This is a genomic window from Erythrobacter tepidarius (assembly GCF_002155695.1).
GTDB lineage: Bacteria > Pseudomonadota > Alphaproteobacteria > Sphingomonadales > Sphingomonadaceae > Erythrobacter > Erythrobacter tepidarius.
The window spans coordinates 40,776-54,700 of the sequence record NZ_MUYJ01000012.1; the positions used below are offsets into that span (position 1 = coordinate 40,776).

Annotated in this window: 9 protein-coding genes; 7 read left to right on the plus strand and 2 right to left on the minus strand. The window is 66.3% G+C overall.

Annotated features, from left to right (window positions below):
* Position 1 precedes the first annotated feature (1 nt).
* Both egtD and BZF61_RS12400 read left to right on the plus strand, forming a co-directional pair.
* Entirely contained in the window at positions 2–988 is a 987-nt protein-coding gene (gene egtD / locus BZF61_RS12395; protein WP_086619658.1) for an L-histidine N(alpha)-methyltransferase, read from the plus strand.
* A 31-nt stretch (positions 989–1,019) separates the two neighbouring features.
* Positions 1,020–1,964 carry an NAD(P)/FAD-dependent oxidoreductase gene (locus BZF61_RS12400; protein ID WP_086619659.1) on the plus strand — a complete coding sequence of 315 codons (945 nt, stop codon included), beginning with the start codon at positions 1,020–1,022 and terminating at the stop codon, positions 1,962–1,964.
* Positions 1,965–1,973: 9 nt separating this feature from the next.
* On the opposite strand, the gene BZF61_RS12405 is transcribed toward BZF61_RS12400, so the two are convergent.
* Positions 1,974–3,485: a tryptophan halogenase family protein gene (locus BZF61_RS12405; protein ID WP_086619661.1), complete on the minus strand. Its 1,512-nt coding sequence runs from the start codon at positions 3,483–3,485 to the stop codon at positions 1,974–1,976.
* Positions 3,486–3,679: 194 nt separating this feature from the next.
* On the opposite strand from BZF61_RS12405, the gene BZF61_RS12410 reads away from it, so the two are divergent.
* From BZF61_RS12410 to BZF61_RS12430, 5 genes are all read left to right on the plus strand, one after another.
* Positions 3,680–6,973, plus strand: a complete 3,294-nt coding sequence (locus BZF61_RS12410; protein ID WP_086619663.1) for a TonB-dependent receptor — start codon at positions 3,680–3,682, stop codon at positions 6,971–6,973.
* 14 nt (positions 6,974–6,987) lie between these two features.
* Positions 6,988–7,968 carry a glycoside hydrolase family 16 protein gene (locus BZF61_RS12415; protein ID WP_086619664.1) on the plus strand — a complete coding sequence of 327 codons (981 nt, stop codon included), beginning with the start codon at positions 6,988–6,990 and terminating at the stop codon, positions 7,966–7,968.
* Between the two features lie 23 nt (positions 7,969–7,991).
* Complete coding sequence (locus BZF61_RS12420) at positions 7,992–9,047, plus strand: LacI family DNA-binding transcriptional regulator (RefSeq protein WP_086619666.1); 1,056 nt, start codon at positions 7,992–7,994, stop codon at positions 9,045–9,047.
* A complete protein-coding gene (locus BZF61_RS12425; RefSeq protein WP_086619668.1) occupies positions 9,044–10,264 on the plus strand; it encodes an MFS transporter in 1,221 nt (406 codons plus the stop codon). The genes BZF61_RS12420 and BZF61_RS12425 overlap by 4 nt, the downstream gene beginning before the upstream one ends.
* A gap of 102 nt (positions 10,265–10,366) precedes the next feature.
* Entirely contained in the window at positions 10,367–12,751 is a 2,385-nt protein-coding gene (locus tag BZF61_RS12430) for a glycoside hydrolase family 3 protein (protein WP_245804620.1), read from the plus strand.
* On the opposite strand, the gene BZF61_RS12435 is transcribed toward BZF61_RS12430, so the two are convergent.
* Complete coding sequence (locus BZF61_RS12435) at positions 12,748–13,920, minus strand: DUF1501 domain-containing protein (RefSeq protein WP_211276774.1); 1,173 nt, start codon at positions 13,918–13,920, stop codon at positions 12,748–12,750. The genes BZF61_RS12430 and BZF61_RS12435 overlap by 4 nt on opposite strands.
* Positions 13,921–13,925 lie beyond the last annotated feature (5 nt).

Consider the following 13,925-nt stretch of genomic DNA (forward strand, 5'->3'; position numbering starts at 1 on the left):
GATGACGACAGGCAAGGGGCTCAAGCTGGTCGAGCGCGATGCCGGGGGGATCGATCTGGCCTTTCGCGCCGATGTGCTCGCCGGGCTGGCCGAGCCGCAGAAGGCCATTCCGGCGCGCTGGTTCTATGACGATGCCGGATCGCGCCTGTTCGAGGACATCACGCAGCTGCCCGAATATTACCTCACCCGCGCCGAGGCCGAGATCCTGCGCGGGCAGGCCGAGCATATCGCCCGGCTGATCGGACCGGGGCGGGTGGTGGTGGAGTTCGGCTCTGGTTCCTCGGTCAAAACCCCTCTGCTGCTTTCGGCGATAGCTCCTTCGGCCTATGTCCCGCTCGATATTGCAGGCGATTTCCTGCGCGCGGCGGCGGCGGAACTGGCGGCCAAGTTCCCCGGCCTGCCGGTCTATCCGGTCGAGGCCGATTTCATGCGACGGGTGGAGCTGCCCGCCGAGGTCGAAGGGCTGCCCAAGCTTGGCTTTTTTTCCGGATCGACGATCGGCAACATGATCGCCCGCACCGCGACCGATCTGCTGCGCTCGATGCGCGAGACGCTGGGCGAAGGGGCGCTGCTGCTGATCGGCATGGACCTGGTGAAGGACGAGAGAACGCTGATTGCCGCCTATGACGATGCCGCAGGCGTAACGGCGCGCTTCAATCTCAACCTGCTGCACCGCATCAACCGCGAGCTCGACGCCGACATTCCGGTTGCCGCCTTTGCCCATCAGGCGCGCTGGAACGATCGCTTCGCTCGGATCGAGATGCATCTGGTGGCCCAGCGCGATGTGAGCTTCACCGTCAGTGGTCAGCGCTTCGCGATGACGGCGGGCGAGACAATCCATACCGAGAACAGCCACAAGTTCACCAAGCGATCGGGCCAGATGCTGCTGGCGGCGGGAGGTTGGGATCCATGCGCGCGCTGGACCGACAGCGAAGGCCGCTTTGCGCTGGTGCTGGCCGAGGCAAAGCCGCCGCGCTCGGCGCCCTGAAACTGTCCGGCTTCCCATGCGTTGGCGCGGGATGGACGGACATTTCAGCGACTTTCTCGTCATCGGCGGTGGCATGGCGGGCCTTGCCTGTGCCAGCGAACTCAGCCGCAATGGTGCCGCAGTCACCGTGCTCGACAAGGGCCGTGGTCCCGGCGGGAGGATGGCCGCGCGACGGATCGAGCTGGCGGGGGTAACCGTGAGCTTCGATCATGGCGCGCAATATTTCACCGCGCGCGATCCCGCTTTCCGCGCGGCGGTGGCCGGATGGGAGGCGGCTGGCGTGGCTGCGCGCTGGCCTGCGGCAGGGCCGGACGCGTGGGTCGGCGTGCCGGGGATGAACGCGCCCTTGCGCGCCATGGCGCAGGCGCTTGACGTGCGTTGGGGCGTGCGGGCCGAGCGACTGGTGCGCAATGGCGCGCTCTGGCGGGTCGATGCCGGAAAGGCGTGCTTCACTGCCGCTCAGGTGCTCGTCGCCGTGCCCGCTGAGCAGGCCGCGATGTTGCTGGCCGAACCCGCGCCGGAGCTTGCGGCACTGGCGGCTGGCGTCGCTTCTGCGCCGTGCTGGGCGGTGATGGCGGTCTTTGCCGCACCGCTCGTGCTGGCTGATACCTTTCGCAGCGAGACCGGCCCGGTCAGCTGGGCTGCGCGCAATTCGGCCAAGCCGGGCCGCGCAGGTGCTGAGGCATGGGTGATCCACGCCAGCCCGCAGCGCAGCCGCGCGCTGCTCGACTGCCCGAAGGAGCGCGTGGCCGAAACCCTGCTCGCCGATTTCTTCGCCGCCACCGGTGCCGCGCCGGTCGCCCCGGCGCATCTCGACGCGCACCGCTGGCTCTACGCCCTGCCCGCCGCGCTGGCGGGCGAGGGGGCGCGCCATGACGCCGCACGGGGGATCGGGCTCGCGGGCGACTGGCTGCATTCCCCGCGCGTGGAAGGCGCTTGGTTATCGGGCCGGGCGCTGGCGGGGCTGGTGCTCTAGGCGAAAGCCTCACGCCGCCATGGGCGCGGGGCAATAGCGCTTCAGGTAATCGCCGTGGCCCGGCATGTGCTGGACGAGGTAGCGGATCGACTTCTCCATCTCGTCCACTTCCCTGCGCGTTTGGGCCGGATCGAGCGCGTCGGCCATGGCATTGTGCCCGCCCATGCGGATCCCCTGCCCCATCATCACCGCTGCCCAGCTGGTTTCGGTGAACAGCTCGTCCTCTTCGCGGAAGATCTGGCCGTTGGCCTTGAAGAGCTCGATCTTCTCGGTCAGCGTGTCGGGCACCTCCATGGTGCGCACATAGTTCCAGAAGTCGGAATCTGTGCGTTGGGTGGCGTTGTAGTGGAGGATCAGGAAATCGCGGATGCGGGCATATTCGCGCCCCGTCAGACGGTTGAAGGCATCCTCTTGCGCCTGCGTGACGCCGTCCAATGACAGCAGCGAGATCAGCTTGTCGATCCCGGTGTTGATAAGGTGGATCGAGGTGGATTCCAGCGGCTCCATGAAGCCCGCTGCAAGGCCCAGCGCGATGACGTTCTTGTTCCAGAACTTCCGGCGGCGCCCCGTCACGAAGCGCAGCCAATTGGGTTCGGCCTGCGGTTTGCCGGCGATATTGCCGAGCAGGATGTCGAGCGCCTGCTGGTCTTCCATGTAGCTTGAGCAATAGACATGGCCGTTGCCGTTCCGGTGCTGGAGCGGCACCTGCCATTGCCAGCCGGCGGTATGCGCGGTGGCGCGGGTGAAGGGCGGGGGCGGGCTGCCGTCCTCGCGCAGGCAGGGCAGGGCGACGGCGCGGTTGCAGGGCAGATAGTGGCTCCAGTCGTCGTAGCCGGTCTTGAGCGCCTGCTCGATCAGCAACCCGCGGAACCCCGAGCAGTCGACGAACAGATCGCCTGCCAATTGCCGACCATCTTCGAGCGTGACGCCGGTGACGAAACCAGTCTCGCCATCGAGCGCCGCACCGCTGATCCGGCCTTCGTGTCGCACCACGCCGCGCGCCTCGGCAAAGCGACGCAGATAAGCCGCATAGCGTCCGGCATCCAAATGATAGGCGTAATTGACCGGAGGAAGATCGTCCCGCTTGTAGTCTTCGGTGCGGGCGAACTTGCCGAAATAGGCGGCCATGGTTTCGAGGTTGAACACCTGGATGGGGCGCTTGTCGCCGCCCTGCGCCATGCGGTGCCACACGTGATGAAAGCTGATCCCGCCCATGGAATAGCCATAGGCGCCGAAGGGATGGATGTAGCTGTCGCCCAGCTTTCCCCAGTTCTCGAACTGGATGCCGAGCTTGAAGGTGCCGCCCACCGCCGCGAGCATTTCGCGTTCGTCCACGCCGAGCAGCCGGTTGAAGCCGACGAAGGGTGGAATCGTTGCCTCGCCCACACCCACCGTGCCGATCGCCTCGGATTCGATCAGCGTGATTTCCAGCGGCCTTCCGGCCTTCAGGCGCGACAGAGCGGCAGCAGCCATCCACCCGGCCGTGCCGCCGCCGACGATGATTATCTGTTGAATCGCCATAATTACCCAATCCCTGCAAGGCCCCTTCGAGCCGATTTTCCGGGATTCTGCCGCCCCGCGAAGTGTTGCCAGAATGCAATATGGCGCGCAGATTACAAGTCTTGAGAACGCTAACAATATGCGCTACGAATGGCTCTGCAAACACCAGTGACCGGCACGAATCTGTCACGGGGCATGGGGAGAGTTGAAAGATCATGAAATACGCAAGCGTTGCGCCGCGTCGGCGGCTGATCGCTCTGGGCACCGCATCGGCGATCGCCATTTCGGCCGCCACTGCCGCGCCGGCTCTGGCGCAGGATGCGGAAGAGCCCGCCGACGAAGAGGTCGCGGCCGATCCCGGCCAGCCGGAGATCGTGGTCTCGGGCTTCCGCGCCTCGCTGTCGTCGGCGCAGGCGATCAAGCGCAACGCCGATACTGTCGTTGACGTGATCACCGCCGAGGACATCGGCGCGCTGCCCGATCGTTCGGTTGCCGAGGCGCTCCAGCGCGTGCCTGGCATCAATATCGGCCGTTTCGAGAAGCCGTCGGATCCCGATCGCTTCTCGGTCGAAGGAACGGGCGTGATCATCCGCGGTCTCAACTACGTGCGTTCCGAACTCAATGGCCGCGACATCTTTTCGGCCAATGGTGGTACCGTTCTCAATTTCAACGAGGTTTCGCCCGAACTATTGGGGCGGGTCGAAGTGTTCAAGAACCTCACCGCCGACATGATCGAGGGCGGCATTGCGGGCACCGTAAACCTCGTGACCCGCAAGCCGCTCGATCGGCCCGGCTTCCACATCGGCGGCACGATCGAAACCAATGTCGGCGATCTGGCAGAGGAATGGTCGCCCGGCTTTTCGGTGCTTGCCTCGAACACCTGGGAAACCGACGCCGGTACGCTCGGCTTCCAGATCGGCTATGCCAAGTCGGAGCTGATCAGCCGCACCGATGCCTCGCAGGTGGGTGACCCCTGCTATCGTCCCGCCTCGCTTGCCGGCGGTTGCCTTCGCGTCCGTCCGGTCGGCAGCGGTGGCTTCGGCGGCTCCCCGCAGTTCGACGAGACCAACTTCCCGCCGGCTGACGCGGTCGTCGTGCCTAAGGGCGCGGGCGTGCGAACCACTGATCTTGAGCGCGACCGCGAGGCAGTCTCGGGCGCGATCCAGTATGAAAGCCCCGATCGCAGCTTTCTCGTCACCGCCGAATGGCTGCGCGCAGAAACCCGCTTCTTCACCAAGGAGAACGCGGCGATCGCATTGGTCAATGATGACGCGCTGTTCCCTGTCCCGGCGGCGGGCAGCACCTGGGAGTTCGACTCGAACGGCATCTTCCAGCGCGGCGTCCTCAGCCAGCGCATCGGCGATGCCTATGCCAATCCTTTCGGACGCGGCGGCATTCCGCTGGAGCTGCTGCGCTTCGAGCGCGAAACCCGCGCGATGACGCAGGATTTCTCGCTCGACATCGACTGGAGCCTGACCGATCGCTTCCGCGTCAATTTCGAAGTCCAGCACATTGAATCCGATCTGCGGCAGGATTCGATCATCGGCACCATGGCGACCTGGGCGAACATCGATCTCGACATGAGCGGCAATGTTCCGCAGGTGCAGTTCCTTGCACCTCCGGGCGCGCCTTCGGACTACTTCACCTCGGGCCGCAACACCTATTACTGGTTCCTGCTCGATTCGCTCGCCCGCAACGAAGGCCAGCTCGACACCGCGCGGTTCGATGCGGAATACGACATTTCCGAGGATGGCTTCTTCAAACAGGTCAAGTTTGGTGCGCGTTGGTCGGAGCGTGACCAGACCACCCGCGACACCAACTTCAGCACTTGGGGCAACCTTTCGGCGCCGTGGGCGGGTCGCGCGGGATGTGCGCCGTGGAATGCGGGCCCGGGTTGTGCCGCCACGGGCGGGTTCCAGCCGGGCCGTTTCTTCACCGGCCTGCCCGGTCAGGAATTCGCGATCGGCGGCGGTGCCTATGTCGATGACTTCCCCAACTACGCGAACCTGCGTTCGCCCTTCGACAATGGCTTCCAGCGCGGCAATGCGCCGGCACCGCTGCCGGGCGGGGCGCATTTCTTCGGCGCTGACAACTTCTTGCGGGAATATCTTTCCGGCGAATCGGCGCGGCAGGCGCGCGAGATCAACATCTTCTCGCAGACGCCCAATCCGTTCTTCGGGGTCAACAACCGCAGTTTCACCAATGCGGTGACAGGCCAGAGCAGCCAGTGCACCCCGTTCTGCGAGAACGAGATCAGCAATGTCGCGGAAACCACCAAGGCCGCCTATGCCCGGGTCGATTACGGCACGGATTTCGACAATGGCTGGAAGCTGATCGGAAACGTCGGCCTGCGCTACATCGAAACCGAAGTGCGTGCCGCGGGCCTGATCGGCTTTCCCAACCCCTTCTTCTTCGACGATCCGTCCTCGGGCGGCAACGGCGACGGTGTGGCCCAGCTTTCGGAAGTGACCGCCGCTTGCGGTCGGGCGCAGCAATTGCCGCCTGAACAGCGTCCGGCCTTCTGCAGCCTGTCCTCGGCGCGCCTCGCGGAGTTTGCGGCGGCCCATACCGGCGAGATCGTGCTCGACGACCGGGCGGTGACTTTCGACAACTGGTTGCCGAGCTTCAACGCCTTGCTCGATACCGGCAACGGCCTGCTGTTCCGCGCGGCAGTCTCGAAGGGCATTTCGCGGCCTGATCTGGCTGCCTTCCGCTCGGGTGGCGCGATCGCTGACAACACGGCCGACCTGCGTGCTGATGGGACGCTGGAAACCGGGCCGCTGTTCCAGCTGTTCACCGGCAACCGCAACCTGCGCCCGATCCAGTCCTGGAACTACGACCTTTCGATCGAATGGTATTTTGACCGGGTCGGCTCGCTGACGCTTTCGGCCTTCGCAAAGGATATCAAGGGGATCGTCAACAACGGTGTCGATCTTGTCAATTTCGTCAGCCCCAGCGGGCTGGATCTCGATGTCGAGGTGAACGGCCCCGACAACCGCCAGGACGGCACGATGAAGGGGATCGAGATTGCCTACCAGCAGACCTACGATTTCCTCCCCGGCTTCCTCAGCGGCCTAGGCTCGCAGTTGACCTATACCTACGTCGACGGCAGCGACTTCCGCAACACCGACCTTGCCAACAATCAGGGCGATTTCGCCGCCTTGCAGCCGCTGGCCGGGATTTCGAAGCACACCGTCAATGCGGTGCTGTTCTACGAAAAGGACTGGCTATCGGCCCGTGCGGCCTACAATTGGCGTTCGGCCTTCGTCATCACGCCGCGGGACGACATCTTCCCGTTCTCGCCGATCTGGGGCGAGGAGACCGGGCAGCTTGACGCCTCGGTTTTCGTGACGCTCAAGCAGGGCATCAAGCTCGGGGTGCAGGGCGTGAACCTGCTTGACGAGGTGTTCCGCACCTCGCAGGTGATCGACTTCGATGGGACACGGGTGCAGCGTTCCGCGTTCCGCAATGATCGTCGCTTCACCTTCCTTGCGCGCTTCGACTTCTGATTGAGGGAAAGACCTTGAAGATTGCAGGGCTGCTGAAGGCATTTACGCTGACGGTGGCCCTGCTGCTATTCGGGGGAGCGGCCGGCGAGCCGGCGCCGCAGCCACTTGCCCCGCGCGAAGGCAGAGGCTGGGAGCTGGTATGGGCCGACGAATTCGATGGCACGGTGCTTGATCGCAGCAAGTGGACGCCCGAGGAATCGTGCTGGGGCGGCGGCAATTTCGAGCGCCAGTGCTACACCGACCGGCCCGAAAACATCGCGGTGGAAGGCGGGCTGCTGCTGCTCAAGGCTCGCAAGGAGCGCTTCACCGGCCCCGCGCGCCCGCCCGAGATTGCCGAGAATCCCAATCCGCACATCCTGCAATTCTACACCTCGGGCAAGGTGCGCACACGCGGCCTGCACGCCTGGCGCTATGGCCGCTTCGAGGTGCGCGCCAAGGTGCCGGCGGGGCAGGGCACCTGGCCGGCGGTGTGGATGATGCCGGCCGAAGACCTCTACGGCGCCTGGCCGCGTTCGGGCGAGATCGACATTCTCGAAGCGGTCAATATCGGCGCCAAGTGCAAGCTGTGCGCGGGCGGGAGGGGCGAGAACCGCACCCTCAGCGCGCTGCATTTCGGGGACTTCCCGCCCAAGAACCGCGTCGTCGACAGCCGCACCGCGCTGCCGGACCTTGCCCTGCCGTCCGACGACTTCCACGTCTATGCGGTCGAATGGGGCGAGGGACTGATCCGTTTTCTCGTCGATGACCGGGTCCATCTCACGGTTTCGGCGGAGCAATGGAGCACCGCCTCGCCGCTCGCCCGTGGCAATCCCGCCGCGCCCTTCGATCGGCCGTTCTACATCATGGCCAATCTCGCTGTGGGTGGGCGTTTGTCCGAAGAAAACAACGCAAAAGGGGTTGCGGGTAAGACGTTTCCCGCGCAATTCGCAATCGATTGGATCAGGGTTTATCGCTGCGTCCGTGACCCGATACGGGGGCGGGCCTGCATGATCTAGCCGAGACGGAAAGACGAAAGGCCATGGCGCGGGGGCGCAAGTCAGTGACGATAAGGGACGTCGCGCAAGACGCGGGCGTCTCGCTCCAGACAGTCAGCCGCGTGGTCAACGGCGGCCCCAACGTGCGCCCGGCGCTGCGCGACAAGGTGCGCGCCTCGATCGAGCGGCTGGGCTATGTCCCCAGCCTCGCCGCCCAGCGCATGAGCGGATCGCGCTCCTACATCATTCTTGCCATCAATGATCGTGAGCGCACGCTGGCCGATTGGCGCGAGCGGCGTGGCACCGACTGGGTCGACCAGATGCTGCTGGGCGGGATCCTGACCTGCTCGAAGCACGGTTACCGCATGATGGTGGAACTGATCGACACCCATTCCGATCATGTCGAGCGCGAGCTGGGCGCAGCGATTTCGGCGCTCCAGCCCGACGGCGTGGTGTTGACCCCGCCGCACTCGGAAAACGCGTTGATCACCGGCTTGTTGACCGAGCGCGGCATTCCCTTCGCGCGGATCGGGTCGAAGACGCCGGGGCCGGGGATCGCCTTGACGATGGGCGATGAAGGCGCGGCGCATCTGGCCACCACTCGCCTTCTCGAACTCGGCCATCGTCGCATCGCCATGATCGCTGGCCCTGCACAATACAGCCTTTCCGGTTGGCGCGTCGAGGGCTGGAAGCGCGCGCTGGCCGAGCATCGCCTGCCGTTTGAAGGCCTGCTGGAAGTGGGCGATTTCGGCTACGAAAGCGGCACCCGCGCGGCGCGCGCGCTGCTCGATCGCATTCCCGATCTCACGGCGATCATCGCATCCTCCGACCAGATGGCGCTCGCCACGCTCGAAGTGGCGCGCGATCGCGGGCTCAACGTGCCGCGCGATTTGTCGCTGATCTCCTTCGACAACACGCCGATCGTGCGCTTCACCAATCCGCCCCTGACCGCTGTCGATCAGCCGATTGCCGAAACCGTCAGTCGCGCGGTCGAGCAGCTCATCGCGCGCGAGCCGGTCGTGGATGGCGCGCCGGTGATCGAAGTCGCCGCCACGCTGGTTGAGCGATCCTCCACCGCGCCCGCACCGGGGATGGCTTGACCTCGCCGGAACGGCCCGAGGCTGCGCCGGACCGCCAGCCGGGCTGGTTCTTGCTGCTGTTCGCGCTTGCTTCGGCGGGCGGGGCGGTCGCCTTCGTCCCGCTGCTGACGGTGCTGCTGCCCGAACGCATCGCCGCGCTTCAGGGCCGCGCGGACATCAGCGCATTGGCGCAGGCAACGTTCCTTGGGGCGGTCACGGCGAGCTTGGCCAATATCGCGGCGGGGATGCTGAGCGATGCCACGCGCCGCCGCCGGGTGTGGATCGTGGCGGGGCTGGCGGCCTCGAACGTCTGCCTGCTCCAGATCGGCAAGGCCGATTCGGTTTCGCAAGTCGTGCTGCTGGTGATGCTGTGGCAGATCGGGCTCAACCTGATGCTGGCCCCGCTCATGGCCTGGGCGGGGGACTGTTTTCCCGATAGCCAGAAGGGCGTGCTGGGCGGCGCGCTGGCGCTGTCGCCGGCGCTGGGCGCGCTGGCCGGCTCGCTGGTGACGATCGAAGGGCTGTTCCCGAATGATGCGCGGCTGCCCTTCGTCGCCGGGCTGGTGACGGTGCTGGTGCTGCCTGCGGTGCTGCTGGGCGGCGGGCGCAAGCGGCCGGGGCTGATGGTGTCGCGCGCGGCTGCTGCGCCGGATGCGGTTCGGTTCGCGGCGCATCCGGTCAAGCGGATGTGGGCCGCGCGATTCCTGGTGCAGGTGGCCGAGGGCGGCATGTTCGCATTCCTGCTCTTTTGGCTGCGTTCGCTCGCACCTGACTTTCCCGAGCATTCCGCCGCCAATATCTTCAGCCTCGTGCTGGTCGGCGCGGTGCCGCTGTCGCTGGTGCTAGGGCGCTGGTCCGATCGCCACCAAAGGCCGCTGCTGCCGCTGGCCGCATGCGCGCTGCTATGTGCGGGCGGTATGCTGGTTATGGCGACGGCGAGCGGCCTGCCTCAGGCGATTGCGGGCTATGTGCTGTTTGCGATGGCTGCCGCCATCTTCCTCTCGCTTCATGCCGGTCAGACACTGCGCGTGCTCCCCGCACCCGAGCACCGCGGGCGCGATCTTGGACTGTTCAACCTTACCAACACCCTGCCGGCCATGGTGATGCCCTGGCTGACGGTGCTGCTAGTTCCCCAGCTCGGCTTTGCCGCGCTGTTCGTGCTTTTCGCCGTGTTGGCCATGGTGAGTGCGGCCCTGCTCGCGACTTTGTCGCAGTCCCCGAAAACCCCTTCGGTCTGAACGCTTCGCGCTTGCAAAACCGGGCGGGGTTTGTAGTATCTTGATAACGTTCTCAACATGCATCAGGCCAGAAGATTGATGGTCTTGGGAGGGACTCGTCTGGTGACGCGCAGGATTTTCGGACAGCTTGCTGCAGGCGCAGGCCTGGTTGCGCTGCTGGCGGGGTGTTCCACCAGTGCACCGGTGCATTCGACCGGAGGGCTGGCGACAGTCCCGGCTGAGGCTTCGCCGCGGAGCGCCGAGCAGCTGCTCGCGGCGATGAGCCTCGAGCGCAAGGTCGCACAGATCATCATGCCCGATATCGGCTCGATCACCGCCAGAGATATGAAACGCTACCGCTTCGGCACGGTCCTGAACGGCGGCAATTCAGGCCCCTATGGCAATGACAAGGCACCTGCGACCGATTGGCTCAGGCTGGCCGACGAATTCTGGGAAGCCTCGACCGCACCGCTGCCCAAGGGTGAGCCTGCCATCCCCGCCGTTTGGGCAACCGACGCGGTGCACGGCCACGCCAACGTCATCGGCGCGACCGTGTTTCCGCACAATATCGCGCTCGGTGCAACCGGCGACGCCGATCTCATCCGTCGCATCGGTGCGGCCACGGCGGTTGAGATCGAGGTGACCGGCCTCGACTGGACTTTTGCCCCCACCATCGCGGTCGCACGCGATGATCGCTGGGGCCGCACCTATGAAAGCTATTCGGAAGACCCGGCATTGGTCAGCCGCCTCGGCGCGGCAATGATCGAGGGCCTGCAGGGCCGACCGGGCGAGCCGGGCTTCCTCGGCAAGGGCAAGGTCGCCGCTACCGCCAAGCACTTCTTCGGCGATGGCGGGACCGCGCAGGGCGTTGACCAGGGCGATGTCGAGGGCGATCTAGCCGCGCTGATGGCGATCCACGCTGCGCCCTATCCGGCGGCGATCGGCGCGGGCGTGGCCAGCGTGATGGCGAGCTTCAATTCGATCAACGGCGTCAAGATGCACGGCAACAAGCCGCTGCTGACCGGTGAACTCCGCGGGCGTCTGGGCTTTGGCGGGTTGGTGGTCGGCGACTGGAACGGTCACGGACAGGTCGACGGCTGCACCAACGCAGACTGCCCCCAGGCGCTGCTGGCCGGGCTTGATGTCTACATGGTGCCCGAGGATTGGAAGGCGCTGCATCGCACCCTCGTCAAGCAGGTCAAGAATGGCACGATCCCCATGCGCCGGCTCGACGAGGCGGTCTTGCGGGTGCTGCGGTTCAAGCAGGCGCTCGGGCTTTTCGACGGCGAGGTCAGGCCTTCGGCGCGCAGTCTTGGCGGGCGCTGGGACTTGCTCGGCTCGCCCGAACATCGGGCCATCGCCCGCGAGGCGGTGGCCAAGTCGCAGGTGATCCTCAAGAACAGCGGCGTGCTGCCCCTGAAGGCAGGGGCGCGGATCGAGGTGGCGGGAATGGCCGCCGACAACATTCCGCAGCAGGCCGGAGGCTGGTCGGTCACGTGGCAGGGCGGGGGCGAGCTGAGAGCGGCCGATTTCCCCGGTGCGACCTCGATCTGGCAGGGCATCGCGGCTGCCGCCAGGGCAGCGGGCGGCGAGGCGGTGCTGGTTCCCGAGGGCAGCAGCAGCGGCAAGCCTGATGTCGCGATCGTCGTCTTCGGCGAAAAACCCTACGCCGAGTTCGTCGGTGATCGCAAGGATCTCGCCTTCCGCGACGAGGAAGGGCTGAACCTGCTCAAAGCCTATCGCGCGCGCGGCATTCCGACCGTGGCGGTGTTCCTGTCCGGTCGTCCCCTATGGATAAACCGCGAAATCAACGCCGCCGATGCCTTTGTCGCCGCCTGGCTGCCGGGCAGCGAGGGGGCAGGCGTGGCCGATGTGCTGTTCGGCGCACGCCCTGCAACCGGGCGCCTGTCGTTCAGCTGGCCGGCGCAGTGCGAGGGCACCCCGGTGAACGGCCCTGACGGGGCCTTGTTTCCGCTCGGCTATGGGCTTGACCTGGGCGAGGCGGGCGGGCCGGGTTTGCTCGATGAAACCTGCACCGCGCTCACCGGCGATCACGGTGCGACATGGTTCGCATCCGGCCGGCTCGGCAACACGGTCCAGGCGGTCGCCGACAATGCCGTACTGCCTGACCTGCGGGGGGTGGGCAACGGCATCACCGCCACCGGCATCGACCGCAAGGCCCAGGAAGATGCGCGCCGCATCGCCTTTGCCCCGGGCGCAAAGCTGACGTTGACCGGGCCGGAGAGCGGCGCAGGCTGGCGGATCACCTATCAGATTGCCGAGCGGCCCAAGGCGGCAGTGACGGTGAGCGCCGAGGGTGTTGCCTTCGACGTCACCCGGCATCTCGCCGTCGCTGCGGGCAAGGGCTGGCGCGAGATGGTGCTCTCCAGCAACTGCCTCGGCAAAGTCGGCGACGCGCTGACCTTCGCTTCCAAGGGCAAATTCACGATCGAGATCAGCGAAATCGCCCGTGACGAGCGCGCCGGCGAAGCGGAGTGTTCGTTCTAGGCGCGCATGAACCCGGATAGCGGCTTGCCCTTCCGGCCGGGGAACAGCCGCGCGAGGGTTGCCGCCGGATCGAGCCCGAAATGCTCGGCCACGGCGCCTGCCAAGACGCTCTCCAGCGCCATGGTGGGCGCCAGATCGCGGCCTTCGTAAAGCCGGCTTTCGGCAAGGCCGGGCCAGTCGGCAAGCACCCGCCCACCGCGCACGCCGCCGCCCAGCACCAGCGCCGCGCCGCCCGTGCCGTGATCGGTGCCATTGGTGCCGTTGAGCTTTGCCGTGCGGCCGAACTCGGTCGCCACCAGCACCAACGTTTGCGCCCATTGCTCGCCCATGCCCGCCTTATAGGCGGCAAGCAGCGCGTCGAGCTGCCGGGCCGAGCGCGCGAAGGCCCCGCGCTGGTTGGCGTGGGTGTCCCAGCCGCCCAACTCGACCATCGCGATCCGCGCCCCTTGCGGCCCCTGCATCAGCGAGGCGACCAGCGCGCCGTTGGCGCCGGCATCGCGCAAGGAGTTGCGCTTGTCGTTCCCCGCCATCGCCCGGGTTTCGAGCGCGCGCGACCACAGCCCGGCAAGCTCCGCATCGCCTTCATAGAGCGCCGCCACGCGAGCCATGAAATCGGCGCTGGGATCGGGCAGGGCAGAAGGCGCGTAGCTCGACACCGGCGCTTCGCCGCGCAGCGCCAACGGCACCTGCTGTGCAAGGGCAAGCGCACGCGGCACCTCGCCGCGAGGGCTTTCGGCGAGCAGGCCGACCAGCCGGTTGAGCCAGCCATCCTTGCTGGCGTAAGGCGCGGTTCCGCCAGTTTCCAGCAGGTTCTGCCCGTCAAAATGCGAGCGTTCGCGGTAAGCGGTGGCCGCGGCGTGGATGAACAGTGCCTCGCCCGCCTGCGTGGCCTTGCCGATCTCGACAAAGGCGGGGTGGAGCGCGAAGAAGCTACTGATGCGCGGCGTGTTCTCGTAATCGGCCAGCGTCGCGCCGCGCAGGGCCTCGAAACCGGGATCGCCAACGGGGGCGAGCATCGCCATCCCGTCCGCCGCGCCGCGCAGTAGCACGAACAGCAGGTTGCGCGTGCCGCTCGCCTGCGCGAGCGCGATGCGCGGCAGTGCGAGGGTGCCGACACCCAGTGCGAGCGATCCGGCAATCAGTGTGCGACGGTTCAGAAGGGTGAGCATGTCGG

Coding starts and splice junctions, on each gene's coding strand:
- BZF61_RS12405 (WP_086619661.1), bottom strand. CDS start 3,485: ATGGCGATTCAACAGATAATCATCGTCGGCGGCGGCACGGCCGGGTGG.
- BZF61_RS12435 (WP_211276774.1), bottom strand. CDS start 13,920: ATGCTCACCCTTCTGAACCGTCGCACACTGATTGCCGGATCGCTCGCA.
- egtD (WP_086619658.1), top strand. CDS start 2: ATGACGACAGGCAAGGGGCTCAAGCTGGTCGAGCGCGATGCCGGGGGG.
- BZF61_RS12410 (WP_086619663.1), top strand. CDS start 3,680: ATGAAATACGCAAGCGTTGCGCCGCGTCGGCGGCTGATCGCTCTGGGC.
- BZF61_RS12420 (WP_086619666.1), top strand. CDS start 7,992: ATGGCGCGGGGGCGCAAGTCAGTGACGATAAGGGACGTCGCGCAAGAC.
- BZF61_RS12400 (WP_086619659.1), top strand. CDS start 1,020: ATGGACGGACATTTCAGCGACTTTCTCGTCATCGGCGGTGGCATGGCG.